Source organism: Streptomyces sp. NPDC060031 (genome assembly GCF_042736805.1).
Lineage (GTDB): Bacteria > Actinomycetota > Actinomycetes > Streptomycetales > Streptomycetaceae > Streptomyces.
Window position 1 is genome coordinate 1 of record NZ_JBHWVM010000051.1, and the last position, 25,182, is coordinate 25,182.

Annotated in this window: 22 protein-coding genes and 1 pseudogene; 6 read left to right on the forward strand and 17 right to left on the reverse strand. The window is 72.6% G+C overall.

Going from position 1 to position 25,182, the window contains the following annotated elements; genetic code table 11:
* Positions 1 to 179 precede the first annotated feature (179 nt).
* From ACFWB8_RS22245 to ACFWB8_RS22265, 5 genes are all read right to left on the reverse strand, one after another.
* Positions 180 to 542, reverse strand: coding sequence for an MmcQ/YjbR family DNA-binding protein (locus tag ACFWB8_RS22245; protein ID WP_385229660.1), 363 nt, complete (start codon positions 540 to 542; stop codon positions 180 to 182).
* A complete protein-coding gene (locus tag ACFWB8_RS22250) occupies positions 539 to 1,843 on the reverse strand; it encodes a hemolysin family protein (RefSeq protein ID WP_385229663.1) in 1,305 nt (434 codons plus the stop codon). Before ACFWB8_RS22250 ends, ACFWB8_RS22245 begins: the two co-directional genes overlap by 4 nt.
* A complete protein-coding gene (gene ybeY, locus ACFWB8_RS22255) occupies positions 1,840 to 2,337 on the reverse strand; it encodes an rRNA maturation RNase YbeY (RefSeq protein ID WP_385229666.1) in 498 nt (165 codons plus the stop codon). The genes ACFWB8_RS22250 and ybeY overlap by 4 nt, the downstream gene beginning before the upstream one ends.
* A gap of 13 nt (positions 2,338 to 2,350) precedes the next feature.
* Positions 2,351 to 3,415, reverse strand: coding sequence for a PhoH family protein (locus ACFWB8_RS22260; RefSeq protein WP_385229669.1), 1,065 nt, complete (start codon positions 3,413 to 3,415; stop codon positions 2,351 to 2,353).
* Between the two features lie 140 nt (positions 3,416 to 3,555).
* Complete coding sequence (locus ACFWB8_RS22265) at positions 3,556 to 4,752, reverse strand: carbohydrate kinase family protein (protein ID WP_385229672.1); 1,197 nt, start codon at positions 4,750 to 4,752, stop codon at positions 3,556 to 3,558.
* Positions 4,753 to 4,964: 212 nt separating this feature from the next.
* Between ACFWB8_RS22265 and ACFWB8_RS22270 the strand changes: the two genes are divergently transcribed.
* The gene (locus ACFWB8_RS22270) at positions 4,965 to 6,350 is read left to right on the forward strand and encodes an MFS transporter (protein ID WP_385229675.1); all 1,386 of its coding nucleotides are present in this window, start codon (positions 4,965 to 4,967) and stop codon (positions 6,348 to 6,350) included.
* A 71-nt stretch (positions 6,351 to 6,421) separates the two neighbouring features.
* Here the strand turns inward: ACFWB8_RS22270 and ACFWB8_RS22275 are convergent, their stop codons facing one another.
* From ACFWB8_RS22275 to hrcA, 6 genes are all read right to left on the reverse strand, one after another.
* The gene (locus tag ACFWB8_RS22275) at positions 6,422 to 7,327 is read right to left on the reverse strand and encodes a ribonuclease Z (protein WP_385229678.1); all 906 of its coding nucleotides are present in this window, start codon (positions 7,325 to 7,327) and stop codon (positions 6,422 to 6,424) included.
* 3 nt (positions 7,328 to 7,330) lie between these two features.
* On the reverse strand, positions 7,331 to 7,690 hold the full coding sequence (locus ACFWB8_RS22280; protein ID WP_385229681.1) for a histidine triad nucleotide-binding protein: 360 nt from the start codon (positions 7,688 to 7,690) through the stop codon (positions 7,331 to 7,333).
* A gap of 147 nt (positions 7,691 to 7,837) precedes the next feature.
* A complete protein-coding gene (locus ACFWB8_RS22285) occupies positions 7,838 to 8,581 on the reverse strand; it encodes a 16S rRNA (uracil(1498)-N(3))-methyltransferase (RefSeq protein ID WP_385229684.1) in 744 nt (247 codons plus the stop codon).
* A complete protein-coding gene (locus tag ACFWB8_RS22290) occupies positions 8,578 to 9,669 on the reverse strand; it encodes a nitronate monooxygenase (RefSeq protein WP_385229688.1) in 1,092 nt (363 codons plus the stop codon). Before ACFWB8_RS22290 ends, ACFWB8_RS22285 begins: the two co-directional genes overlap by 4 nt.
* A 178-nt stretch (positions 9,670 to 9,847) precedes the next feature.
* Positions 9,848 to 10,993: a molecular chaperone DnaJ gene (dnaJ, locus tag ACFWB8_RS22295; RefSeq protein ID WP_385229691.1), complete on the reverse strand. Its 1,146-nt coding sequence runs from the start codon at positions 10,991 to 10,993 to the stop codon at positions 9,848 to 9,850.
* Positions 10,994 to 12,010, reverse strand: a complete 1,017-nt coding sequence (gene hrcA / locus ACFWB8_RS22300) for a heat-inducible transcriptional repressor HrcA (protein WP_385229694.1) — start codon at positions 12,008 to 12,010, stop codon at positions 10,994 to 10,996. It lies immediately after the preceding gene.
* Between the two features lie 150 nt (positions 12,011 to 12,160).
* On the opposite strand from hrcA, the gene ACFWB8_RS22305 reads away from it, so the two are divergent.
* The 3 genes from ACFWB8_RS22305 (at position 12,161) to ACFWB8_RS22315 (ending at position 14,432) form a co-directional block, all read left to right on the forward strand.
* The gene (locus ACFWB8_RS22305; RefSeq protein ID WP_385229697.1) at positions 12,161 to 12,895 is read left to right on the forward strand and encodes an MBL fold metallo-hydrolase; all 735 of its coding nucleotides are present in this window, start codon (positions 12,161 to 12,163) and stop codon (positions 12,893 to 12,895) included.
* 28 nt (positions 12,896 to 12,923) lie between these two features.
* Positions 12,924 to 13,724: a DUF3097 domain-containing protein gene (locus ACFWB8_RS22310; RefSeq protein WP_385229700.1), complete on the forward strand. Its 801-nt coding sequence runs from the start codon at positions 12,924 to 12,926 to the stop codon at positions 13,722 to 13,724.
* 90 nt (positions 13,725 to 13,814) lie between these two features.
* On the forward strand, positions 13,815 to 14,432 hold the full coding sequence (locus ACFWB8_RS22315) for an ADP-ribosyltransferase (protein ID WP_385229703.1): 618 nt from the start codon (positions 13,815 to 13,817) through the stop codon (positions 14,430 to 14,432).
* 27 nt (positions 14,433 to 14,459) lie between these two features.
* Here ACFWB8_RS22315 and hemW read toward each other — a convergent pair whose 3' ends face one another.
* The 3 genes from hemW to lepA all read right to left on the reverse strand — a co-directional run bounded on the left by hemW (position 14,460) and on the right by lepA (position 19,815).
* Entirely contained in the window at positions 14,460 to 15,692 is a 1,233-nt protein-coding gene (gene hemW / locus ACFWB8_RS22320) for a radical SAM family heme chaperone HemW (protein ID WP_385229706.1), read from the reverse strand.
* Between the two features lie 158 nt (positions 15,693 to 15,850).
* On the reverse strand, positions 15,851 to 17,737 hold the full coding sequence (locus ACFWB8_RS22325) for an AMP-dependent synthetase/ligase (RefSeq protein WP_385229709.1): 1,887 nt from the start codon (positions 17,735 to 17,737) through the stop codon (positions 15,851 to 15,853).
* 212 nt (positions 17,738 to 17,949) lie between these two features.
* On the reverse strand, positions 17,950 to 19,815 hold the full coding sequence (gene lepA, locus ACFWB8_RS22330) for a translation elongation factor 4 (RefSeq protein ID WP_385229713.1): 1,866 nt from the start codon (positions 19,813 to 19,815) through the stop codon (positions 17,950 to 17,952).
* Between the two features lie 197 nt (positions 19,816 to 20,012).
* Between lepA and rpsT the strand changes: the two genes are divergently transcribed.
* Positions 20,013 to 20,279: a 30S ribosomal protein S20 gene (gene rpsT, locus ACFWB8_RS22335; protein ID WP_385229716.1), complete on the forward strand. Its 267-nt coding sequence runs from the start codon at positions 20,013 to 20,015 to the stop codon at positions 20,277 to 20,279.
* A 283-nt stretch (positions 20,280 to 20,562) separates the two neighbouring features.
* On the opposite strand, the gene holA is transcribed toward rpsT, so the two are convergent.
* Positions 20,563 to 21,555, reverse strand: a complete 993-nt coding sequence (holA, locus tag ACFWB8_RS22340; protein WP_385229719.1) for a DNA polymerase III subunit delta — start codon at positions 21,553 to 21,555, stop codon at positions 20,563 to 20,565.
* A 58-nt stretch (positions 21,556 to 21,613) separates the two neighbouring features.
* Here holA and ACFWB8_RS22345 point away from each other — a divergent pair, with 58 nt between their 5' ends.
* Entirely contained in the window at positions 21,614 to 21,874 is a 261-nt protein-coding gene (locus ACFWB8_RS22345; RefSeq protein WP_385229722.1) for a hypothetical protein, read from the forward strand.
* Between the two features lie 17 nt (positions 21,875 to 21,891).
* Here ACFWB8_RS22345 and ACFWB8_RS22350 read toward each other — a convergent pair whose 3' ends face one another.
* Positions 21,892 to 22,773: a YceI family protein gene (locus ACFWB8_RS22350; protein WP_385229725.1), complete on the reverse strand. Its 882-nt coding sequence runs from the start codon at positions 22,771 to 22,773 to the stop codon at positions 21,892 to 21,894.
* 136 nt (positions 22,774 to 22,909) lie between these two features.
* Positions 22,910 to 25,132: pseudogene (locus ACFWB8_RS22355) on the reverse strand (ComEC/Rec2 family competence protein); the annotation flags it as partial.
* Between the last annotated feature and the right edge of the window lie 50 nt (positions 25,133 to 25,182).

A 25,182-nucleotide genomic window follows, 5' to 3' on the forward strand; every position in this document is an offset into this window, starting at 1 on the left:
GGGCCTACAACGGCCCCGCCGACGCGCTCTCCCCTCCGTCCGCCGGTCCCCCTGGATCTTGGCGGTGCAATGCCCAACCTAAGTGCCGTCCAAGGCGAAACCGCCGGTCCGAAAGTCCTCGGGATCAGTGACCTTGGACCCGGGGAATCCCGCGCGGGGGCTTCATCCGAGGCCACGGCTCACGCGCGGTCCAGCCGCAGCCGCTGCGCCCGCGGCAGACCCGCGACCACCAGGTCGTACGAGTCCTCCACCAGCTCCCGCACCAGTGCGTCCGGCAGGGCTCCGGGGCCGCCGACCGTCACCGTGTTCCAGTGCCGCTTGTTCATGTGCCAGCCCGGCACGATCGCCTCGTGTTCCTGGCGCAGCCGAACCGCCTGCTCCGGATCGCACTTGAGGTTGGCCTTGAGCGGCTCCCCGTCCAGCGCCGACAGCGCGAACACCTTCCCCAGCACCTTGAACACCGAGATCTCGGGCGTGAAGGGGAACTCCTCCACCGCCGCGTTGAAGTCCAGGCAGAGCGCCCGGAGCCGTTCCGGGGTCACTCGTCCTCCTCGCCCTCGCCCGCAGCCGGGACCACCGGCTCGACGAGCACGGTCACGATCTTGTTCCGCCGTCCCGCCGGGGACTCGGCGGTCAGCCGCAGCGGACGCCCGTCCGGCAGCTCCACCACCGTCGAGGCGCCCGCGATCGGCACCCGGCCCAGTGCCTTCGCCAGCAGCCCGCCGACCGTCTCCACGTCCTCGTCGTCGAAGGCCTCGACCTTGAACAGCTCTCCGAGGTCGGTGATGTCCAGGCGCGCCGTGACCCGGTAGCGGTTCGCCCCGAGGTCCTCCACCGGCGGCAGCTCCCGGTCGTACTCGTCGGTGATCTCGCCGACGATCTCCTCCAGGATGTCCTCGATGGTGACGATGCCCGCGGTGCCGCCGTACTCGTCGATGACGACGGCCACGTGGTTGCGTACCGACTGCATCTCGCGCAGCAGGTCGCCCGCGTTCTTGGTGTCCGGAACGAAGACCGCCGGCCGCATGACCGTGGAGACCAGGTCGGACTCCGCCTCCCGGCTGATGTGGGTCTTGCGGACCAGGTCCTTCAGGTAGACGATCCCGACGATGTCGTCCTCGTTCTCCCCGGTCACCGGTATCCGCGAGAAGCCCGACCGCAGGGCGAGCGTGGTCGCCTGACGGACCGTCTTGTACCGCTCGATGCAGATCAGGTCCGTGCGCGGCACCATCACCTCGCGCACGAGGGTGTCGCCGAGTTCGAAGACCTGGTGCACCATCCGGCGCTCGTCGTCCTCGATCAGCGATTCCTTCTCCGCCAGGTCCACCATCGCGCGCAGCTCGGCCTCGGAGGCGAACGGCCCCTTGCGGAAGCCCTTGCCGGGCGTGAGCGCGTTGCCGATGAGGATCAGCAGCTGCGGGACGGGGCCCATGATCCGGTCCAGCGGTACGAGTACGTACGCGGCCGCCGTCGCGGTGTTGAGCGGGTGCTGGCGGCCGATCGTGCGCGGGGACACGCCTACGGCGACGAAGGAGACCAGCACCATCACGGCGATGGCCACGATCAGCGCGGTCCAGTTCTCGCCGAACTCGTCGAGGCAGACGTACGTGACGAGCACGCCCGCCGCCATCTCGCAGGTGACCCGGACCAGCAGCGCGACGTTGAGGTAGCGCGTCGGATCGCCGGCGACCTGGAGCAGCTTGGCACTGCCGCGCCGGCCGTCCCGTACGGCCTGCTCGGCGCGGAAGCTCGAAATGCGGGCGATCCCGGACTCGGCGCACGCCGCGAACCAGGCCACCACCACCAGCAGGACCGCGCCGGTGATCAGTTGGGGGGCGGTCACGAGACGGTCGGGGCGGGCGAGGCGCCGGTCATCCCCCGCTCACCGCGCCAGCCGTCGACGATGGCCGCCTGCAGGCCGAACATCTCGGCCTTCTCGTCCGGCTCCTCGTGGTCGTAGCCGAGCAGGTGCAGCACCCCGTGGACCGTCAGGAGCTGGAGCTCCTCGTCCATGGAGTGCTGCGTCGGGGCTTCTTCGCCCTGCTTCTTGGCCACTTCGGGGCAGAGCACGATGTCACCGAGGAGCCCCTGCGGGGGCTCCTCGTCGTCCTTCGCCGGCGGACGGAGCTCGTCCATCGGGAACGACATGACGTCGGTGGGTCCGGGCAGGTCCATCCACTGGATGTGGAGCTGCTCCATCGCCGCCTCGTCGACGACGATGACGGACAGCTCGGAGAGCGGGTGGATCCGCATTCGGGTGAGCGCGTAGCGGGCGATGTCGAGGATCGCCTGCTCGTCGACCTCGGTTCCGGACTCGTTGTTGACGTCGATCGACATGGTGCGCTGACTTCTACTTCCGCTGGTGGCCGTTCCGGGCCTGCCGGCTGTCCTGGCTGGACCGGTCGGCCTGGCTGTCGTCGTACTTCTCGTACGCATCGACGATACGGCCGACGAGCTTGTGCCGGACGACATCCTCGGACGTGAGCCGCGAGAAGTGGATGTCCGGAACGCCTTCGAGGATCTCCTGGACCTGACGCAGACCGCTCTTGGCGCCACCGGGCAGGTCGACCTGCGTGACGTCACCGGTGACCACGATCTTCGAGTCGAAGCCGAGCCGGGTCAGGAACATCTTCATCTGCTCGGCGGTCGTGTTCTGCGCCTCGTCGAGGACGACGAACGCCTCATTGAGGGTGCGGCCGCGCATGTAGGCCAGCGGGGCCACTTCGATCGTGCCCGCCGCCATGAGGCGCGGGATCGAGTCCGGGTCGATCATGTCGTGCAGTGCGTCGTAGAGCGGGCGCAGGTACGGGTCGATCTTGTCGAAGAGCGTGCCCGGCAGGAAGCCGAGCCGCTCGCCGGCCTCGACGGCGGGGCGGGTCAGGATGATCCGGCTGACCTGCTTGGACTGCAGGGCCTGGACCGCCTTGGCCATGGCGAGGTAGGTCTTGCCGGTACCTGCGGGGCCGATGCCGAAGACGATCGTGTTCTTGTCGATCGCGTCGACGTACCGCTTCTGGTTGAGGGTCTTGGGGCGGATGGTGCGCCCGCGGCTGGAGAGGATGTTCTGGGTGAGCACCTCGGCGGGCGTCTCGTCCGGGCCCTCGCCGTCGCGGCTCGACTTGAGCATGGCGATCGAGCGTTCCACTGCGTCCTCCGTCATCGGCTGCCCGGTGCGGAGCACCAGCATCATCTCGTCGAACAGGCGCTGGATCAGGGCGACTTCCGCCGCTCCGCCGATCGCGCTGACCTGATTGCCCCGAACATGGATGTCGGCCTTCGGGAAGGCCTTCTCGATCACGCGCAACAGGGCGTCGCCCGAGCCGAGGACCGTCACCATCGGATGCGTGGCCGGGACGGTGAAGTGGGCTCGCGCCTGCCCGGGCGCGGGGGTGTGGGCTGTCGGTGTCTGAGTCATGGGCCGGCACTGTGGCCTGCGCATACCTCCCGCTGAGGGGCCGCGCCGATCGACGACCTCCGGAACACCAAGCCTACGTCGCCGACGGGCCTTACCCGAGGGGTTTTCCCCCGCCCCGCCGGACAGCCCCGCGCCGGGCCCTACACCGGGCCCTGCACCGGGTGCCGGAAGCCGATCGTCGGGACCGCCCGGCGGCGCGCCGCCGGGGTGGCGCCCCGTGGGATCAGCTCGTCCAGGAAGGCGTAGCGGCCGCGCAGGGCCTCCGGGGCGGCCCGCCACCAGTGGGACACCTCCGGCCAGCCGGGGGCCGACAGGGAGCCGCCGAACTCCTGCACCGACAGGGCCGCGGTGAGACCCGCGAAGGCCAGCCGGTCCGCCAGCGGCCAGCCCGCCAGGGTGCCGGTCACGAAGCCCGCCACGTACACATCACCCGCGCCGGTCGGGTCCAGCGCGTCCACCGTGATCGCCGGGACCTCGGCCGTCTCCCCCGTGCGCCCGTCCACCGCGTACGAGCCCTCCGCGCCCATGGTCACCACCGCGATCGGCACCTTCTCGGCCAGCGCCCGGGCCGCGGCCCGCGGGCATTCGGTCCGCGTGTACCGCATCGCCTCCCCCGCGTTCGGCAGGAAGGCCTCGCAGTGCTCCAGATCGGCCAGCGCGCCCAGGTCCCAGCGCCCGCTCTCGTCCCACCCGACGTCCGCGAAGATCCGCGAGCCGCGCCGCGCGGCCTGCGCGACCCATTCCTCCCCGCCGCCGGGCCCCAGCGAGGCCACGGCGGCGCGGGCCGCCGGGGGGCACTGCGGGAGGGCACCCGCCGGGGGCGGTGCCTCGTGGCCGTGCGAGACCATCGTGCGCTCGCCCTCGTACGCCATGGAGACCGTGACCGGGCTGTGCCAGCCGGGGACGGTGCGCGACATCGAGAGGTCGATGCCCTCGCCCTGTTCGAGCGCGTCCCAGCAGTACTCGCCGTAGTGGTCGTCCCCGAAGGCGGCGGCCAGCGAGGTGCGCAGGCCGAGCCGGGCCAGGGCGGTGGCCATGTTGGCGACGCCGCCGGGGCTCGATCCCATGCCGCGCGCCCAGGACTCGGTTCCGCGCACCGGGGCCGAGTCGAGGCCCGTGAAGATGATGTCGAGGAAGACCGTGCCGGTCAGGAAGACGTCGCAGCCCGGTTCCTGGGGATCGCGCAGCGGACCGAGCGGGTCCACGGCCTCCCCGGCGGCCGCTGCCTCGACGGCGGTGGAGGGGCTGTTGCGGTCGTCCCGACTGGTCACGGTGTACTCCCCGTTTGGTGCGTGTGCGGATTGAAGTGGCGAAGGGTCGTTTCTGCAAGGGGACATGCGAAGAAGGGGTGGGGGGAAAGCTGGCAGCCATCCCCGCCTGAGCAAGGATCAAAACCCAGTGTGACGCAGATCACCATTGAAATGCCCTTCTCCGCAACTCCGGCCGCTTGATAGACAGGGGCCCCGCTCTCCCCGCGGCGCCCGTCGGGCGCCCCGGCACCACTTTGCGGACACGCCCTCGCACCACCCTCGCACCACCTGGAATCCCCGTGTCCAAGCACACCTCCGCGCAGCCCGCCGCCTGGCCCCTCGTCGCGCTCTTCACCGCCGGTTACGCCGCCCCGTACCTGCTCCCGACCGTCGTCGGCCGCCTGGACGCGCACCTCCCGCTGAGCCCCGCCCGGGCCGGGCTGATCGGCTCGGCCCTGCTGCTCGGCTCCGCCGCCGCCGGATTCGCCCTCGCCTCGCGGATCCCGCGCCTCGGGCCCCGCCGGGCGGCCCGGCTCGGGCTGCTGCTCGCCGTCGCGGGCTACGGGACCGCGGCCGCGACCACCGTGCTCCCGCTCGTCGTGGCGGGCGCGGTCGTCGGGGGTTTCGGCTCCGGCAGCGCCACCGCCGTGGCCGCGTCCGGGATCGCCGCGCAACGGGACCCGCACCGCGCCTCCGCGCTCGGCCTGCTCTCGGTGTCGGCCACCGCCGGGGCGCTGTACCTGACGCTGCCGCGGCTCGGCGGGGGCCACCGGCTGCCGTTCGCGGCCATCGCGCTGGTCGCCGCGCTGGTCTGGCCGGCGGCCGGGCGGCTCGGCGGAGCGACGGGCGGCGGAGCGCCGTACGGCGGGCCCGCCGTACGGGCCGGCGGGCGGCTGCCGCACCCGCGGGCCGGGGTGGTGATGGCCGGTGCGCTGATGCTGTGGTCGCTGGCCCAGAACGCGCTGTGGGGCGTCAGCGGGCGCATCGGCGCCGAGCAGGCGGGGCTGTCCGAGGTCACCCTGGGCATCGTCTTCGCGGCGGCGCTCGGCGCGGGCCTGCTCGGGGTCACCGCCGCGTCCGCGCTCGGCGCCAGGCTCGGCCGGGCCGTGCCCCTCGGGGCGGGCACGGCGCTCATCGCGGGCTGCGTGGTGCTGTCCTCGCACGCGCACGGCCTCGGAGGCTTCGCCACCGGGGAGATCCTGTGGAACGCGCTCTACCCCGTCGTCCTCTCGTACGCCATCGGCCTCGCGGCCGCGCTGGACGCGCGCGGGCGGTGGGCGGTGCTGGCCGGCTCCGCTTCCTCGCTCGGGGTGGCGTGCGGGCCCGTCACCGGGAGCCTGCTCGCGGAGGGTGCGGGCTTCCCCGGGATGGGGCTGGTGCTGGGCGGGCTGCTGCTGGCCGTGGCCGGGCCGATGGCCGCCGTCGCACTGCACGTCGGCGGGCGGCCGCTGGTGCCGGGCTCGGTACGGCGGCGCGGTGGCGCGGCGGCGGCCGTACTCGCCGCGGGCGCGGCGACGGTGCCCCGCGTGGGCTCCCCGGAACTGCGCATCGCGCACCTCCCGCTCCGCCCCCGCCCGCTGCGCGTCCTCCTCCTGTCCCCCGCCACCCGCCGCCGGACGTGCCCGGCGGATGATCCGGCCTCCCAAAAGGCAACGTCAGCCACATCCAGCCTCGCCGGCGACTGAGGCGCGGGGGGCGGGGGCGGGGGGGCTGACCTCCGGCAACGGCGCCGCAGACGCACGGGGCCGGGCAGACGTCAGGGGCGCTTCGGGAGCGGAACCCGGCTCAGGTCCGAGGCGATCGTCAGCTCACCCTCGAAGCCCGCCGCCCGCGCCTGCCGTTCGAACTCCGACGGGTCGGAGTACCGCTGCGAGAAGTGCGTCAGCACGAGGTGGCGGACTCCCCCGTCCCGTGCCACCCCCGCGGCCTGCCCCGCGGTGAGGTGCCCGTGATCGGTGGCCAGCTGGACATCCGCGTCCAGGAACGTCGACTCGATCACTAGCATGTCGCAGCCCTCCGCGAGCTCGTCCACGCCGTCACACAGCCGGGTGTCCATGACGAACGCGAACCGCTGCCCCGGCTTCGGCTCGCTGACCTCCTCCAGCGTGACCCCGTCCAGCCGCCCCTCGCGCTGGATCCGGCCCACGTCCGGCCCCTTGATCCCGTGCCGCGCGAGCAGCTGCGGCAGTATCCGGCGCCCGTCCGGCTCGGTGATCCGGTAGCCGAAGGACTCCACCGGGTGCGAGAGCCTGCGGGCCTCCAGGACGTACGAGTCCCCGCGCGCCAGCACCCCGCCCTCGGCCACCGGCGCCTCGGCCAGCTGCACGGTCTCGCGGTAAGCCGTCGCGTACCGCAGCCGGTCGAAGAACCGCTGCCCGGAGGCCGGATAGTGCGCGGTGACCGGGTGCGGGACCCGGTCGAGGTTGATGCGCTGGATCACCCCGGCCAGGCCGAGGCTGTGGTCACCGTGGAAGTGCGTGACGCAGATCCGGTTGATGTCGTGCGCGGCCACCCCGGCCCGGAGCATCTGGCGCTGGGTGCCCTCGCCCGGGTCGAAGAGGATGCCCTCGCCGTCCCAGCGCAGCAGGTAGCCGTTGTGGTTGCGCTGGCGGGTGGGCACCTGGCTGGCGGTGCCCAGCACCACGAACTCGCGTACGGACACGATCTATCCGGGGGGCCACTGGAGGCCGCGGCCCCCGAGGACGTGCGCGTGGGCGTGGAAGACGGTCTGGCCCGCGCCGGCGCCGGTGTTGAACACGATCCGGTAGCCGTGGTCGTCGACCTTCTCGTCCGCGGCGATCTGCCCGGCCTCGCGCAGCAGGTCGGCGGCGACGGCCGGTTCGGCGGCCGCGAGGGCGGCCGCGTCGGGGTAGTGCACCTTCGGGATCACGAGCACGTGGCTCGGCGCCTGCGGGTTGATGTCCCGGAAGGCGACGGTCGTCCCGGTCTCCCGGACCACGGTCGCCGGAACCTCCCCCGTGACGATCTTGCAGAACAGGCAGTCGGCCTGCGGTTCCCCGGCCATGGCTGAGCCTTCCGATGACGGTGACGGTGACATTGACATTGACATTGACGCCGGCGCCGGCGTTGGCGCCGGCGCTTGCGTTGATCAGCCCCGGCATCGTATCCGGCATCCCGCCGACACCGACGGCCCGTCAGGACCAGCGGCCCGTCAGGACCAGCGGCCCGTCCGCGCCAGCAGGACCGCCGCCGCCGCGGTGCCCGCCGTGGAGGTGCGCAGCACCGAGGGGCCCAGGCGGTACGGGTGGGCCCCGGCGGCCGCGAAGGCCGCGAGCTCGTCCGGGGAGACCCCGCCCTCCGGGCCCACCACCAGCACGATGGAGCCCGCGGCGGGCAGTTCCGCCGTGGCCAGGGCGCCCGAGGGCGCGTCCCGGTCCTCGTGGAGGACCACCGCCAGATCGGCCTCGGCGAGCAGCGCCGCCACCTGCTTCGTGGACAGTGCCTCCGCGACCTCCGGGAAGCGCACCCGGCGGGACTGCTTGCCCGCCTCCCGGGCCGTGGCCCGCCACTTGGCCAGGGACTTGGCGCCCCGGTCGCCGCGCCACTGGGTGATGCAGCGCGAGGCCTGCCAGGGGACGATCGCGTCCACCCCGGTCTCGGTCATGGTCTCGACCGCGACCTCGCCGCGGTCTCCCTTGGGCAGCGCCTGGACCACGGTGATCCGGACGGCCGGCTCCGCCTCCTCGAAGACCCCGGACACCGACACGACCAGCCGGTCCTTGCCCTCCGCCGCCTTCACCACGGCCTCGGCCCACCGGCCGCGGCCGTCCGCGAGGACCACCGCCTCGCCGGCGTTCAGCCGCTTCACGGACACCGCGTGCCGGCCCTCGGGACCGTCCAGGACGAACTCCGGTCCCGTGGGGACCTCTTCGACCACGAACACGGGGGCGGTCATGACGCACTCCTCATCTGTCTTGCCTTCAACGCGCTCTGGGCCTCGGCGACTTCCGCCGCCAGCACCTCCACCAGCTCCCCGGCGGGCAGGGCCCGCGCCAGCCGGTGCCCCTGGCCGGCCCACAGCGCCATGCCCTGCGGGTCCCCGGCCGCCGCGGCGGCCTTGCGCAGCGGCGAGGTCATGTGGTGGATCTGCGGGTACGCGGCCGGGGCGTACGGCCCGTGCTCGCGCATGAACCGGTTGACGAGCCCGCGGGCCGGCCGCCCGGAGAACGCCCGGGTCAGCTCGGTGCGCACGAACAGCGGGTCCGTCAGCGCCTTCTTGTGCTGCGGGTCCGCACCGGACTCCGGGCACGCCAGGAACGCGGTGCCGAGCTGCGCCGCCTCGGCGCCCGCCGCCAGCAGCGCGGCGATCTGCGAGCCGCGCATCAGGCCGCCCGCCGCGATGAGCGGGAGGGCCACGGCTTCCCGTACCTGGGCCACCAGCGCGAGCAGGCCCACGCTCGCCGTGCCGTCGGCCTGCGGGTCGTCGCGGAAGGTGCCCTGGTGGCCGCCCGCCTCCACGCCCTGGACGCAGAGCGCGTCGGCGCCGGCCGCCTGCGCGATGCGGGCCTCGTCGACCGACGTCACGGTGACGACCGTGTACGTACCGACCTTGCGCAGGCAGTCGAAGGCGACGGGCGGGGGGCAGCCGAAGGTGAAGGAGACCACCGGGACGGGGTCTTCGACGAGGATCGCGAGCTTGGCGTCGTAGCCGTCGTCGCAGGTGCCGAGGATCTCCTCCTCGGCGAGGGAGATCGAGTACCAGCTGGCCTCGCCGGCGAGCTGCCCGCGGTACGCCTCCACGGCGGCGGGGTCGACGTAACCGGTCTGCGGCATGAAGAGGTTCACGCCGAACGGGCGCCGGGTGAGCGCGCGCAGCTGTTTGATCTCCTGGTACATGCCGTCGGCGGTCTTGTACCCGCCGGCCAGGAAGCCCAGCCCACCCGCCTCGCACACGGCGGCGGCGAGCGGCGGGCAGGAGGCGCCGCCTGCCATGGGAGCCTGCACGATCGGGTACGGGGAGAGACCGTTCGGTGCGGAGGACATGGTCTGCATCGTGCCATGTCCCGCTCACGGGACCGAATCACGGCATTCGCCTGGCATAGTCCGCTTCCCTCCGGGCTTGAGGGAAGTACGGGGGAACGTGCGGGGGCGGCGCCGGGGAGGCACGGAGCCCGGTCCGGGGCATCCCCGGACCGGGCTCGCACGAAGTCCCGCAGGCCGGTCAGCGGCCGTTGAACGCGTCCTTCAGGCGGCTGAACAGCCCCTGCTGACCCGGCGCGAACTGGCCCATCGGCCGCTCCTCGCCGCGCAGCTTCGCGAGCTGGCGCAGCAGGTCCTCCTGCTGGGGGTCCAGCTTGCCCGGGGTGGTGACCTCGACGTGGACGATCAGGTCGCCCCGGCCGCCGCCGCGCAGGTGGGTGACGCCGCGCCCGTGCAGCGGGATCGCCTGCCCGGAGCCGGTGCCGGGCCGGATGTCGATCTCCTCCAGGCCGTCCAGCGTCTCCAGCGGGCACTTGGTGCCCAGCGCCGCCGCCGTCATCGGGATGGTGACGGTGCAGTGCAGGTCGTCCCCGCGCCGCTGGAAGGTCGGGTGCGGCAGCTCGTGGATCTCCACGTACAGGTCGCCGGCGGGGCCGCCGCCGGGGCCGACCTCGCCCTCGCCCGCGAGCTGGATCCGGGTGCCGTTCTCGACGCCGGCCGGGATCTTGACCGTCAGGCTGCGGCGGGAGCGGACCCTGCCGTCGCCCGCGCACTCGGGGCACGGGGTCGGGACCACGGTGCCGAAGCCCTGGCACTGGGGGCAGGGGCGCGAAGTCATGACCTGGCCCAGGAAGGACCGGGTGACCTGCGAGACCTCACCGCGGCCGCGGCACATGTCACACGTCTGCGCCGAGGTGCCGGGGGCGGCACCCTCGCCGGAGCAGGTGGTGCAGATGACGGCCGTGTCGACCTGGATGTCCTTGGTGGTGCCGAAGGCGGCCTCGTCCAGTTCCAGGTCGAGGCGGATCATGGCGTCCTGGCCCCGGCGGGTCCGCGAGCGCGGTCCGCGCTGCGAGGCCTGGCCGAAGAAGGCGTCCATGATGTCGGAGAAGTTGCCGAAGCCACCGGCTCCGAATCCGCCCGCGCCACCGCCGCCGCCGCCGCCCGAGGAGGACAGCGGGTCGCCGCCGAGGTCGAAGACCTGCTTCTTCTGCGGGTCCGAGAGCACCTCGTAGGCCGCGTTGATCTCCTTGAAGCGCTCCTGCGTCTTCGGATCCGGATTCACATCCGGGTGGAGTTCACGCGCGAGGCGCCGGAAGGCCTTCTTGATCTCGTCCTGCGATGCGTCGCGGCGCACGCCGAGTACGGCGTAGTAGTCCGTGGCCACTTACGACTCCGCCAGGATCTGTCCGACGTAACGTGCCACTGCGCGTACCGCTCCCATCGTTCCGGGGTAGTCCATGCGGGTCGGTCCGACCACGCCGAGTTTGGCGACTGCTTCGCCGCCCGAACCGTAGCCGACCGAGACGACCGACGTGGAGTTCAGTCCCTCATAGGCATTCTCATGCCCGATCCGTACGGCCATTCCCGACTCACTGGCCTCGCCCAGCAGCTTGAGGAGCACGACCTGCTCCTCCAGCGCTTCGAGCACCGGCCTGATCGTCAGGGGAAAATCGTGTCCGAAGCGGGTGAGATTGGCGGTGCCGCCGATCATCAGCCGCTCTTCGGCTTCCTCGACCAGGGTCTCGAGGAGGGTGGCCAGGACGGCCGTGACCGTAGCCCGGTCCTCCGCGTCGAAGGACTCCGGCAGGTCCTGCACGAGCGGCGGCACGTCCGTGAACCGGCGGCCGACGACCCGGCTGTTGAGCCGCGCCCGCAGATCGGCGAGCGAGTTCTCGCCGAAGGGGGTCTGGCAGTCGATCAGCCGCTGCTCGACCCGGCCGGTGTCCGTGATCAGCACGAGCATCAGGCGCGCGGGCGCGAGCGAGAGCAGTTCGACGTGCCGGACGGTGGAGCGGGTCAGGCTCGGGTACTGGACGACGGCGACCTGCCGGGTCAGCTGCGCGAGCAGCCGCACGGTGCGGCCGACCACGTCGTCGAGGTCGACGGCGCTGTCCAGGAAGTTCTGGATGGCCCGGCGCTCGGGCGACGACAGCGGCTTGACCCCCGCCAGCTTGTCGACGAAGAGCCGGTAGCCCTTGTCCGTCGGGATCCGGCCGGCGCTGGTGTGGGGCTGGGCGATGTAGCCCTCGTCCTCCAGCACGGCCATGTCGTTGCGCACGGTCGCGGGCGACACGCCGAGCCGGTGGCGCTCGGTGAGCGCTTTGGAGCCGACCGGCTCCTCCGTCCCGACGTAGTCCTGGACGATGGCGCGCAGCACTTCGAGTCTGCGTTCGCTGAGCATCGCGCACACCTCCAGCTCTGGTCCGTTGCCATGTTTGTTGGAACCCGGTCGTTGGCACTCTGTGCGTTCGAGTGCCAGAGATCCCCCGCTCAGTGTACGGCCGGGTAGTCAGGCCCTGGCAAGGGCGGCCCGTCACGGTAGCGTCGCGGCATGGACGTGCGTTGGGAAGAGGCGGGCTGGGAACGGCTGACCGGACGGGCCGGACGGCGGCGTCTTCCGGTGTGGGACTGCACGGTGGGGCTGGTGGTGGGGGACGAGTCGGTACTCCTGATCGACCCCGGATCGTCCGTACGGGAGGGCTCGCAGGTGCGGGCCGAGGCGGAGCGGCTGGCGGGCCGTCGCGTGACCCATATCGCATTTACGCACGGCCATTTCGACCACGTCCTCGGCGGGGCCGCCTTCGCGGGGGCCGAGGTCTACGGGGCGGTCGGCCTGGACTCCCTGCTGGAAGGCCGCGGCCGGGGCCGGGACGAGCTGCGGGCGGACGCGGTGCGGCACGGACTGGATCCGGCCGAGGCGGCCGAGGCCGCGGACCTGCTGGTGACGCCGAGGCACCTGGTGTCGGGCGAGTGGACGCTGGAGCTGGGCGGGGTGCAGGTGCTGCTGGCGAACGTGGGGCCCGGCCACACCCGGCACGATCTCGCGGCGTTCGTTCCGGGCTCGCGGGAGGTGGTGTTCTGCGGGGACCTGGTGGAGGAGTCGGGCGATCCGTCGGCGGGGCCGGACGCCGTGCCCCGGCAGTGGCCGGCGGCCCTGGACCGGCTGCTGTCGCTGGGCGGGGACGACGCACTGTACGTGCCGGGTCACGGAGCGGTGGTCCCCGCGGCTTTTGTCCGTGCGCAACGCAACACACTGGCAACGCGGTTCGGCGTGTCGGAGGCGTGAGGGCGGCGGCTCTCCTACCCTCGGCCGGATGCGCGAGTACTCCCCCGACCTGACCCCGCAGTGGAAGCGCCCGAAGGCCGTGCCCGAGGTGGCGGCCGAGCCCGACCTGGTGGTGGAAGTGGCCGGTACGGACTTCTGCGGCGCGGTGGTGGCGTGCGAGGCCGGCACGGTGACCCTGGAGGACCGTTACGGCAAGCGGCGGGTGTTCCCGCTGGAGCCGCGCGGCTTCCTGCTGGAGGGCGCGGTGGTGACGCTGACCCGCCCGCCGCGGGGCCCGGCCGCCGCTGCCCGTACGGCTTCGGGCTCGATCGCCGTGCCGGGCGCGCGGGCACGGGTGGCGCGGGCGGGCCGGATCTACGTGGAGGGCCGCCACGACGCCGAGCTGGTGGAGCGGGTCTGGGGCGACGACCTGCGGATCGAGGGCGTGGTGGTGGAGTACCTGGAGGGCATCGACGACCTCCCGGCCGTCGTGGCCGACTTCGCCCCGGCCGCGGACGCCCGGCTGGGCGTCCTGGTGGACCACCTGGTGCCGGGCTCGAAGGAGTCCCGCATCGCGGCGTCGGTGACCTCGCCGCACGTGCTGGTCGCGGGACACCCCTACGTGGACGTCTGGCAGGCGGTGAAGCCGTCCGCGCTGGGCATCGGGGCGTGGCCGGTCATCCCGCCCGGTCAGGACTGGAAGACGGGCATCTGCCGGGAGCTGGGCTGGCCGCCCAACACGGGCGCCGCCTGGCAGCACATCCTGTCGCGCGTGAGCTCGTACAAGGACCTCGAACCCACCCTGCTGGGCAGGGTGGAGGAACTGATCGACTTCGTGACGGCCCCCTGAGCCGGACGGGCGTCAAGCCGGCTCCCCCACACGCTCACCTTCGGGTGACAGTGCGTGTACGCCCGGCCGCGCACGGCAAGGGTGCTGATCATGATCACCTCTGCTCCGCGGCGGCGGCTCGTCGCCGTCGCCGCCCTCGCGGCCGCCCTCCTCCCGTCCGCCTCCGCCTACGCGGCCCCGCAGGCCGCCGCGCACGCCGCTCCGGCGAACTCGTGCCCGCGCGTGACCGACCACCTCTTCGCCGCCGCCGACCAGCGCGCCGACGTGGCCCGCATCACGCCCTCCCCGTCCTGGCGGATCAACTGCAAGCAGCTCTACCGCGCGGACAGCCGCCCGCCGGCGGTCGTCTTCGAGGAGGGTTTCCACCCCAAGGCGACGGTGGACGGGCAGTACGACGTCGAGCAGTACGTGCTGGTCAACCAGCCCTCGCCGTACGTGTCCACGACGTACGACCACGACCTGTACAAGACGTGGTGGAAGAGCGGCTGGAACTACTACATCGACGCGCCCGGCGGGGTGGACGTCAACCAGACCATCGGCGACACCCACAAGTGGGCCTCCCAGGTCGAGGTCGCCTTCCCCGGCGGCATCGAGCGCTCCTTCATCGTCGCGGTCTGCCCGGTCGACAAGACGACCAAGACCGAGATCATGAACGAGTGCCAGGACAACCCGAACTACCGGCCCTGGCGGGAGAACTACCCGGGCTGAGCCGTGGCTCCGCCGCGCGGTGGTCCGTCAGTCCACCAGGTCCCGGACCACCGCGTCGGCCAGCAGCCGCCCGCGCAGGGTCAGCACGGCGCGTCCCGCCTCGTACGGGCCCGCTTCCAGCAGGCCGTCCGCCAGGGCCCGGCGGGACGCCGCCAGGCCGGCCGGGGCCAGCAGGGGCAGCGGTACGCCGTCCACCAGCCGCAGCTCCAGCAGGATCCGCTCGACCCGCCGGTCCTCCTGCGAGAGCAGCTCGCGCCCCGCCCCGGGGGACCGGCCCTGCGCCAGCGCGGCCGCGTACGCGCCCGGGTGCTTCACGTTCCACCAGCGCACCCCGCCGACGTGCGAGTGCGCTCCCGGGCCCGCGCCCCACCAGTCCGCGCCCCGCCAGTACAGCTCGTTGTGCAGGCAGCGCCCGGCCTCGGTCGTGGCCCAGTTCGACACCTCGTACCAGTGGTAGCCCGCCTCGGCCATCACCGAGTCCGCGATCAGGTACCGGTCCGCGTGCACGTCGTCGTCCGTCATCGGGACCTCGCCCCGGCGGATCCGCCGCGCCAGCTGGGTGCCCTCCTCGACGATCAGGGCGTACGCGCTGATGTGGTCGGGACCCGCGCCCAGCGCGGCGGACAGCGTCTCGCGCCAGTCCTCGTCCGACTCCCCCGGCGTGCCGTAGATCAGGTCCAGGTTCACGTGGTCGAAGCCCGCCGCCCGGGCCTCGGCGACGCAGGCCTCGGGCCGGCCCGGGGTGTGCGTGCGGTCGAGCACCTTCAGGACGTGCTGCTTGGCGCTCTGCATGCCGAAGGAGATCCGGTTGAAGCCGCCGGCTCGCAGCTCGGCGAGGTACCGCGGGTCCACCGACTCAGGATTGGCCTCCGTGGTGACCTCGGCGCCCTCCGCCAGGCCGAACTCGTCCCGGATCGCCGCGAGCATGCGTACGAGGTCCGCGGCCGGCAGCAGCGTCGGCGTACCGCCGCCCACGAAGACCGTCTGCACGGCCCGCGGGTCGTCGCCGAGGACCTTGCGGGCCAGGCGGACCTCGTCGATCAGGGTGTCGGCGTAGTTCTCCCGCGAGGCGAGCACCCCGCCCGTCCCGCGCAGCTCGGTGGCCGTGTACGTGTTGAAGTCGCAGTACCCGCAGCGCGTGGCGCAGTACGGGACGTGCAGGTAGAAGCCGAGCGGCCGGTCCCCGGCCCCCGCCAGGGCATGCGACGGCAGCGAGCCGTCTTCGGGCATGGGTTCACCGTCGGGCAGTGCGGAAGGCATGCCCCCATCATCCCGCACCGGGCACGCGCCCCCCGCCCCCATGCTGCCTCGCCGGCGTTCGAGGCGCGGGGTCCGGGGCGGAGCCCCGGGAGCGCCCGCAGGGGCGGAGGGCCGCGGGGCGGTCCGCCGCCCCGCCCCGCACAGGCCCGCGGCAGGCGTCAGGCCTCCCGGGAGCCCTCGTACATCTCGTCGATCAGGTGCTTGAACTCACGCTCGACGACCGGCCTCTTCAGCTTGAGGCTCGGGGTGAGGTCCCCGTGCTCCACGTCCAGGTCGCGCGGCAGGATCCGGAACTTCTTGACCGTCTGCCAGCGCTGGAGGCCCTCGTTCAGGGTCTGCACGTACGTCTCGATGAGGCGGTTGGTCTCGGCCGCGGCCAGGACCTCCCCGTACGTCTTGCCCTCCAGGCCGTTCTCGGCGGCCCAGACCAGGATGGAGGGCTCGTCGAGCGCGATCAGGGCCGAGCAGAAGTTCCGGTCGGCGCCGTGGACGACGAGGCTCGACACGTACGGGCAGATCGCCTTGAACTGGCCCTCGATCTCCGCCGGGGCGACGTACTTGCCGCCCGAGGTCTTGATCAGGTCCTTCTTGCGGTCGGTGATGCGCAGGTAGCCGTCGGGCGACAGCTCGCCGATGTCACCGGTGTGCAGCCAGCCGTCGGACTCCAGGACCTCGGCGGTCTGCTCCGGCTTCCCGTGGTAGCCCTGCATGATGCCGGGGCCGCGCAGCAGGACCTCGCCGTCGTCGGCGATGCGGACCTCGGTGCCGGGGAGCGGCTTGCCGACGGTGCCGGTGCGGTAGGCCTCGCCGGGGTTGACGAAGGAGGCCGCGCTGGACTCCGTCAGGCCGTAGCCCTCCAGGATGTGGATGCCGGCTCCGGAGAAGAAGTAGCCGATCTCGGGCGCCAGGGCGGAGGCGCCGGAGACGGCGGCGCGCAGGCGGCCGCCGAAGGCCTCGCGGAGCTTGGAGTAGACCAGCGCGTCGGCGATCTTGTGCTTGGTGGCGAGACCGAAGGGGGCGGTCGCCTGGCCGGTGCGCCGGAAGTTGTCCTGCGTGACCTTGGCGTACTCGCGGGCGACGGCGACCGACCACTGGAAGATCTTGTACTTGGCTCCGCCGCCGGCCCGGGCCTTGGCCGCGACTCCGTTGTAGACCTTCTCGAAGATGCGCGGGACGGCCGCCATGTAGGTCGGCTGGACCACCGGCAGGTTCTCGATGATCTTGTCGATCCGGCCGTCGACGGCGGTGACGTGCCCGACCTCGATCTGTCCGGAGGTCAGGACCTTGCCGAAGACGTGCGCCAGCGGCAGCCACAGGTACTGGACGTCGTCCGAGTGGATCATGCCGGTGGCCACGGTGGCCTTGGCCATGTACGACCAGTTGTCGTGCGGCAGCCGGACGCCCTTGGGGCGGCCGGTGGTGCCGGAGGTGTAGATGAGGGTGGCGAGCTGGTCGGCGGTGATGGCCGCGATCCGCTCCTTGACCGCCTCGGGGTGCTTGGCGAGGTACTCCCTGCCGCGCGCCTCGAGGTCGGCGAGCGAGAGCACCCAGCCCTCCGGGTCGCCCTCGGCGGCGATCGCGTCGGCGGCCTCCACGACCACGACGTGGGCGAGGTGGGGCAGGTCGGCGCGGCGCTCGCGGGCCTTCGCCAGCTGGGCGGCGTCCTCGGCGATGAGCACCCGGCTCTCGGAGTCCGAGAGGATGAACGCCGACTCCTCCGCGTTGGTGCTCGGGTAGATGGTGGTGACCGCGCCGCCCGCGCACATCACGCCGAGGTCGACGAGGATCCACTCGACGCGGGTGCTGCAGGCGAGCGCGACGCGCTCCTCGGGGCGCAGCCCGAGCTCGATCAGCCCGGCGGCGGCGGCGAAGACCCGGTCGGCGGCCTGGCCCCAGCTGAGCGACTTCCAGTCGTCGGGGCCCTGGCCGGTCCCGGGCACGGGGTAGCGGTAGGCCTCGGCATCGGGCGTGGCGGCGACACGCTCCAGGAAGAGGGTCGCCACAGTGGGCGGGCGGTTTTCGATCAAGGTCTGTGTGTCGCTCACGGACGTCCTCCGGACCACGCGGCAGGGCCTGTCGATGCAGGGGGGCTGACTGGCTGGGGTGGCTGAGTCAGGGCTTGTAACTGGCGAGTAACCAACGATCAGTGATCAGACTAGGGGCCCTCCGCCTGGTGCGTAAGAGCCTCCGGGCGGCCGATTCATAACGAAACAAGCCCCCGCGCCGGAGCACGGGGGCTTGTTTCACATGCGGCGGCCTACTTCTTCTTGCCGCCGGATTCGTCGCTGGACAGGACGGCGATGAAGGCCTCCTGCGGGACCTCCACGGAGCCGACCATCTTCATCCGCTTCTTGCCTTCCTTCTGCTTCTCCAGCAGCTTCCGCTTACGGGAGATGTCACCGCCGTAGCACTTGGCGAGGACGTCCTTGCGGATCGCGCGGATGGTCTCGCGGGCGATGACGCGCGAGCCGATCGCGGCCTGGATCGGGATCTCGAAGGCCTGCCGCGGGATGAGCTCGCGCAGCTTGGCGACGAGGCGCACGCCGTAGGCGTAGGCGGCGTCCTTGTGCGTGACGGCGGAGAAGGCGTCGACCTTGTCGCCGTGCAGCAGGATGTCGACCTTGACCAGTCCGGAGGCCTGCTCGCCGGTGGGCTCGTAGTCGAGGGAGGCGTAACCGCGCGTCTTGGACTTCAGCTGGTCGAAGAAGTCGAAGACGATCTCCGCGAGCGGGAGCGTGTAGCGGATCTCGACCCGGTCCTCGGAGAGGTAGTCCATCCCGAGGAGGGTGCCGCGGCGCTGCTGGCAGAGCTCCATGATCGCGCCGATGAACTCGGAAGGCGCGAGCAGGGTGGCCCGGACGACCGGCTCGAACACGTCCGAGATCTTGCCCTCGGGGAACTCGCTCGGGTTGGTGACGGTGACTTCCTTGCCGTCCTCCAGGACGACGCGGTAGACCACGTTCGGCGCGGTGGCGATCAGGTCGAGGCCGAACTCGCGCTCCAGGCGCTCGCGGACCACGTCCAGGTGCAGCAGGCCGAGGAAGCCGACGCGGAAGCCGAAGCCGAGCGCCGCCGAGGTCTCCGGCTCGTAGACCAGCGCGGCGTCGTTGAGCTGCAGCTTGTCCAGGGCCTCGCGCAGGTCCGGGTAGTCCGAACCGTCGAGCGGGTAGAGGCCGGAGAAGACCATCGGCCGCGGGTCCTTGTAGCCGCCGAGGGCCTCGGTCGCGCCGTTGTGCAGGCTGGTGATGGTGTCACCGACCTTGGACTGACGGACGTCCTTCACGCCGGTGATGATGTAGCCCACCTCGCCGACGCCGATGCCGTCGGAAGGGGTCATCTCCGGGGAGGAGACGCCGATCTCCAGCAGCTCGTGGGTGGCGCCGGTGGACATCATCCGGATGCGCTCGCGCTTGTTGAGCTGGCCGTCCACGACACGGACGTAGGTGACGACACCGCGGTACGAGTCGTAGACCGAGTCGAAGATCATCGCCCGGGCCGGGGCGTCCTTGGGGCCGACCGGAGCCGGGACCGTGGCGACGATCTTGTCCAGCAGCGCGTCCACGCCGAGGCCGGTCTTCGCCGAGACGCGCAGGACGTCCTCGGGCTGGCAGCCGACCAGGTTCGCGAGCTCCTCGGCGAACTTCTCCGGCTGGGCGGCCGGCAGGTCGATCTTGTTCAGGACCGGGACGATCGCGAGGTCCTTCTCCATCGCCAGGTACAGGTTGGCGAGGGTCTGCGCCTCGATGCCCTGGGCGGCGTCCACCAGGAGGACCGTGCCCTCGCACGCGGCGAGGGAGCGGGAGACCTCGTAGGTGAAGTCGACGTGCCCGGGGGTGTCGATCATGTTGAGGATGTGGGTCTTGCCCTGACCTTCGCCCACGGTCGGCGACCACGGCAGTCGGACGGCCTGGGACTTGATCGTGATGCCGCGCTCACGCTCGATGTCCATGCGGTCGAGGTACTGGGCACGCATCTGCCGCTGGTCGACCACACCGGTGAGCTGAAGCATCCGGTCGGCAAGGGTCGACTTGCCGTGGTCGATGTGCGCGATGATGCAGAAGTTGCGGATCAGCGCCGGGTCGGTACGGCTCGGCTCGGGCACGTGGCTGGGGATCGCGGGCACGCAGTGTCCTGATTCTCGGTCGCAGTCGGAGCTCGGAACGGAGTCTGAGCACTCCCATCGTCCCATGGACGGGGCAGTGCGCTCGGTTTGGGCCGGTCGGAGCGCGCCTGGTAGCCTGGGCAGCTGTGTCTCGTATGCCCTCTAAGCTTCCGGGACGCAATCCGAAGATCAAACTCTGAACCTGCAAAGGCTCTTTCGTGGCGAACATCAAGTCCCAGATCAAGCGGAACAAGACGAACGAGAAGGCGCGCCTGCGCAACAAGGCCGTCAAGTCCTCGCTCAAGACCGCGATCCGCAAGGCCCGTGAGGCTGTCGTCGCCGGTGACGTCGAGAAGGCCACCGTGGCTTCTCGCGACGCCGCGCGTGCGCTCGACAAGGCTGTCTCGAAGGGTGTCATCCACAAGAACGCCGCCGCCAACAAGAAGTCGGCGCTGGCCTCCAAGGTTGCCACCCTCCAGGGCTGAGCTCTCGATGTGAATCGCCGGTAAGGACCCAGCGGGCCCTCTCTTCCGCTCCTGACCCGGCACACCGCGCCGCACGCGGCCTGCGTTCGCCACGCGGGTGCGGCGCACAAAAGCAGTAAGACGAAGGCCCCGGCCACCTCCCTTCCCCAGGGCGGCGACCGGGGCCTTCGTGCGCTTGCTGCTCGGCAGCCACCAGGGCCGGCCCCGCTCGGCGGGAAATCCAGCCCCGCCGGCGTTTACGGCGCGGGTCCGGGGCGGAGCCCCGGCAGCGGGGCCGCGCCGGCTACTGACGCTGGGGGCGGGCCGCGCGGGCCACCGCGACCACCGCCTTCTCGAGCGCGTACTCGGGGTCGTCACCGCCACCCTTGACACCCGCGTCGGCCGCGGCCACGGCCCGCAGCGCATCGGCGACCCCGTCCGCCGACCACCCCCGCATCTGCTGACGGACCCGGTCGATCTTCCACGGCGGCATGCCCAGATCCCGGGCCAGGTCACCGGGCCGGGCCCCGCGCGGCGCGGAGGCCAGCTTGCCGATCGCGCGCACCGCCTGGGCGAGGGCACTGGTGATCAGAACCGGCGCCACCCCCGTGGACAGGGACCAGCGCAGGGCCTCCAGGGCCTCCGCCGCGCGCCCCTCCACCGCCCGGTCGGCGACCGTGAAGCTGGAAGCCTCGGCCCGCCCGGTGTAGTAGCGGCCCACCACGGCCTCGTCGATCGTGCCCTCGACGTCCGCGCACAACTGCGCGGCAGCGCTCGCCAGCTCCCGCAGGTCACTGCCGATCGCGTCCACCAGCGTCTGACAGGCCTCCGGCGTCGCCGACCGGCCCAGCGTGCGGAACTCTCCCCGGACGAACGCCAGCCGGTCCGCCGGCTTCGTCATCTTCGGGCAGGCGATCTCCCGGGCGCCGGCCTTGCGCGCCGCGTCCAGCAGGCCCTTGCCCTTGACCCCGCCCGCGTGGAGGAGCACGAGGCTGATCTCCTCGAACGGAGCCGCGAGGTACGCCTTGACCTCTTTGACCGTGTCCGCGGACAGATCCTGCGCATTGCGCACGACCAGGACCTTCCGCTCGGAGAACAGCGAGGGGCTCGTCAGCTCGGCCAGCGTGCCGGGCTGGAGCTGCTCCGAGGCGAGGTCGCGCACGTCCGTGTCGGCATCGGCGGCTCGGGCAGCCGCCACCACCTCCCGAACGGCACGGTCGAGCAGCAGGTCCTCCTGCCCCACCGCGAGGGTGAGCGGGGCGAGGAGATCGTCGGTGGAATTCTTCCTGGTGGCCATCGGCTCCAGCATCCCACGCCGCAGTGACAGTCCCCCGCGCCCCGGCCCCCCTCACCCGATGCCTGAGAATGGCCGGGTGAACGTGCGACATGTACTCGTCCTGCCCGACCGCGACGCCGCCGAGGAGGTGGCGCGGGAGGCCGTCGACCGCTTCGGCCTCCCGGAGGAACCGCAGCTGCTGCGCGACGCCTTGGCCGGTGAGGACGACGCCGAGGACGCCCAGTGGCTCGTGGTCGTCGAGGACCCGCGGGAGCGGCTCGACACGGCCTCGCTGGACGACCTCGCCGCCGAGTACGAGGGCTGGCTCGAAGCCCCGTAAGGCCGGCCGGGCGTCCCTCAGGCCTTGTGAACGATCTGCACGTCCAGCGCCACTTCCACGCTCGAACCGATGGCCGCGACCCCGTGCGCCAGTATCGACTGCCAGTTCAGGGAGAAGTCCTCGCGGTGCAGTTCGGCGGTCGCCCGGCAGGCCGCCCGCGGCTCGCCCTCCAGGCCGGTGCCGAGGCCCAGGTACCGGGTGTCCAGGGTGACGGAGCGGCTGGCGCCGTGCAGCGTGAGGGCTCCCGCGACCGCCCAGCGGCTGCCGCTGCGGTGGATGAAGCGCTCGCTGTAGAACTCGATCGTGGGGTAGCGGGCCGCGTCCAGGAAGTCCCCGGAGCGCAGGTGGTCGTCCCGCATCCGCAGACCGGTGTCGATGCTCGCCGCATCGATGATCACGTGCATGGAGGAGTCCTCCATGCGCTCGGCTATCCGTACCGCGCCCGCGAAGGTGTTGAACCGGCCGTTGATCCGCGCGAAGCCGATGTGCCGGGCCGCGAACCCGATCGACGAATGCGTCGGGTCGAGCTCCCAGTGGCCGGGCGCGGGCAGCAGCGGCGGCTCCACCGCGTCGAGGATGATCTCCCCGGTGCCCGGCTGCGCCGGATCCCCGACGAGCGTCGCCCCGTGGAACGGCGCGTAGCCCTCGGCGGTGACGGTGAGCCGGTACTCCCCTTCCGGCATGGCTGCCGCGAAGCCGCCGTACGGGTCGGTCTCCCCGCTGACGATCCGTCGGCCGATCGGGTCGGTCACCTCGAACGCGGCCTGCCGGATCGGCTGGTGGACCGTGTCGAGAACCCGACAGCTGAGCAGGCGCGCCGTATGAGGAAGCGTCAGTGTCGCGGATGTCTGAGGACTGGGACTTCCCGCCGTATCCATCCCCCGTCGGCGACCGAACATGGTTGCTGCACCCCCGTGCTGTGTGGACTTGGACCGCTCTGGCGAAAACGCATTCGATCATGCTGTCGGGTTGTGGGCAAACAGAGCGGTCGAGCCCGGAATGCCCGCGTCGCGCCCGCCGCCGGATGGCCGGGAACGCCCGCATCCGCGAGCCGCTTCCCGTGACGGCGATGGATCCGTCGGCATCGGTGCGCAGCACGGTCGCCCCCAGGGCCCGCAGCCGTGCGAGCGTACCCGCTGCCGGGTGTCCGTAGCGGTTTCCGGATCCGACGGGGACGATCGCGAGGCGCGGCCTGATCCGCTCGAGCAGCCCCGGGTCCTGGTGCGCCGAGCCATGGTGGGCGACCTTCAGGACGTCCACGGGGCCCAGTTCCGGATGGTCCCTCAGCAGGGCCTGCTGGGCCGGTGGTTCGAGGTCGCCGAGCAGGAGCAGGCTCAGGCCGCCGCCGCGCACCAGCAGGGCCACGCTCGCGTTGTTGGCCCCCTCGGGCGGCGGACCCGACGGGGGCGGCCACAGCACCCGCCACTCCAGCGCTCCGGCCCGGCGCCGCTCCCCCGCCACGGCGGGTACGACGGCCACCCCGGCGACCGCGGCCGTCCGCCGGACGAACTCTGCCTGCCCCGGCGGCTCTTGCAGCCCGGTGGTCTGCATCACACCCACCTCCCGGCCCCGCAGCACTCCCGACAGGCCCCCCACGTGGTCGGCATGAAAATGTGTCAGCAATAACAGTGGGATACGGGTCACACCCAGGGTGCGCAGGCACGCGTCGACCGGTCCTGGCTCGGGCCCGGCGTCCACCACCACGGCCGTGCCCGGAGCCACGGCGAGTACGGCGGCGTCCCCCTGCCCGACCGCGCACTGCACGTAGCTCCAGTCGGGCGGCGGCCAGCCCCTGACGGTACGGGTGAGCAGGGGCGGCCTCAGTACCGCGAGGAGCAGCAGCACGGCGAGGCCGGAGCAGAACCACCGCTTGCGGCCGTACCGGAAGCCGAGGCCCACGGCGGCCAGGGTGGCGGCGGCCAGCAGCACCCCGCCGCCCACCCCGCCGGGCCAGGCCAGCTCGGCCCCCGGCAGCCGCGCCCCGGCCCGGGCCACGGCGGCGATCCATCCGGCGGGCACCCCGGCGCACCAGGCCAGCAGCTTCGCCGCCGGCAGCCATACCGGGGCCGCCGCCAGCGCGGCGAACCCGAGCACCGTCGCGGGCCCCGCCGCCAGCTCGGCCAGCAGGTTGCACGGCACCGCCACCAGGCTCACCCGGGCGGACAGCACCGCGACCACCGGCGCGCACACCGCCTGGGCGGCTGCGGCGGCCCCCAGCGCCTCGGCGAACCGGGGCCGCACCCCGCGCCGCCGCAGAGCCTCGCCCCAACCCGGGCCGAGCGTCAACAGGGCTCCGGTGGCCAGGACCGAGAGCAGGAAGCCGTGGCTGCGGGCAAGCCACGGGTCGTGCAGCACCAGTAGCAGCACGGCGGCGGCCAGCGCCGGGAGCAGGGACCTGCGCCGCCCGGTGGCGATCGCCAGCAGGGTGATCGCCCCGCAGGCCGCGGCCCTGAGCACGCTCGGCTCCGGCCGGCACACCACCACGAAGGCCAGCGTCAGGGCCGCCCCGCAGCAGGCCGTGGCCCGCAGCGAGAGCCCGAGGCGGGGTGCCAGCCCGCGCCGCTCGGCGAGCTGTGCGCGGGCCGGGGGCCCGATGAGCAGGAACAGCACCACGGTCAGGTTGGATCCGGAGACGGCCAGCAGGTGCAGCAGATCGGTGGCCCGGAACGCCTCGTGCAGATCTGCCTCCACCCGCGAGGTGTCCCCGACGACCAGCCCCGGCAGCAGGGCCCTGGCATCCGGCGCCAGCCCGTCGGTGGCTTCGCGCAGCCCTGCCCGCAGCCGGCCGGCCAGCCGCTGCGCGGTGTCCGGTCCGCCGGTCACCCGGGGCGGGGTGTCGCCGGCCGGGCGGAGCAGCGCCACGGCCCGCTCGCCGCCCCGCGCCGGAGCCAGCCGGGCGACCACCGCCACCCGGGTCGAGGGCAGCAGCCGGGCCCAGCCCGGGTGCCCGGCGAGCACCCGCACCGGGGTCTCGACCCGGGTCCGCTCACCGTCGGGACCGGTCACCCGGGTCACCACCGCGTCCAGCACCACGGCGGGCGGCCCGCTCCCGCCCGGGGTGGTCCGCGGATCGGAGCCGACGGTGAGCTCCGCCAGCACCCGGGCATGCCCCCGGGCCAGCTCCGCGACCGGCCCGGCCCGTGCCTCGGCCCGCTGGAGCCCCGCCACCCCGGCCCCGGCGGCCGCGCACAGCAGGGCGGCGGCCACGGCCGCCCCGACGCCGAGCAGCGGCTCCGGGCGCCGGCACCCGGCCAGCATCAGCAGCCCGGCGCAGACCACCCCCAGCCCCGCCCCGGCGGCGGTGAGCC

Bases quoted from the DNA above. Each gene is read 5' to 3' on its own strand.
- ACFWB8_RS22280 (WP_385229681.1), bottom strand. From the start codon at position 7,690: ATGGCCGGGGAACCGCAGGCCGACTGCCTGTTCTGCAAGATCGTCACG.
- holA (WP_385229719.1), bottom strand. From the start codon at position 21,555: ATGGCCACCAGGAAGAATTCCACCGACGATCTCCTCGCCCCGCTCACC.
- ACFWB8_RS22265 (WP_385229672.1), bottom strand. From the start codon at position 4,752: ATGTCCCCTTGCAGAAACGACCCTTCGCCACTTCAATCCGCACACGCA.
- ACFWB8_RS22345 (WP_385229722.1), top strand. From the start codon at position 21,614: ATGCCTGAGAATGGCCGGGTGAACGTGCGACATGTACTCGTCCTGCCC.
- ACFWB8_RS22285 (WP_385229684.1), bottom strand. From the start codon at position 8,581: ATGACCGCCCCCGTGTTCGTGGTCGAAGAGGTCCCCACGGGACCGGAG.
- ACFWB8_RS22305 (WP_385229697.1), top strand. From the start codon at position 12,161: ATGGACGTGCGTTGGGAAGAGGCGGGCTGGGAACGGCTGACCGGACGG.
- hemW (WP_385229706.1), bottom strand. From the start codon at position 15,692: ATGCCTTCCGCACTGCCCGACGGTGAACCCATGCCCGAAGACGGCTCG.
- hrcA (WP_385229694.1), bottom strand. From the start codon at position 12,010: ATGCTCAGCGAACGCAGACTCGAAGTGCTGCGCGCCATCGTCCAGGAC.
- ACFWB8_RS22260 (WP_385229669.1), bottom strand. From the start codon at position 3,415: ATGACTCAGACACCGACAGCCCACACCCCCGCGCCCGGGCAGGCGCGA.
- ACFWB8_RS22315 (WP_385229703.1), top strand. From the start codon at position 13,815: ATGATCACCTCTGCTCCGCGGCGGCGGCTCGTCGCCGTCGCCGCCCTC.
- ACFWB8_RS22290 (WP_385229688.1), bottom strand. From the start codon at position 9,669: ATGTCCTCCGCACCGAACGGTCTCTCCCCGTACCCGATCGTGCAGGCT.
- ACFWB8_RS22350 (WP_385229725.1), bottom strand. From the start codon at position 22,773: ATGTTCGGTCGCCGACGGGGGATGGATACGGCGGGAAGTCCCAGTCCT.
- ybeY (WP_385229666.1), bottom strand. From the start codon at position 2,337: ATGTCGATCGACGTCAACAACGAGTCCGGAACCGAGGTCGACGAGCAG.
- ACFWB8_RS22310 (WP_385229700.1), top strand. From the start codon at position 12,924: ATGCGCGAGTACTCCCCCGACCTGACCCCGCAGTGGAAGCGCCCGAAG.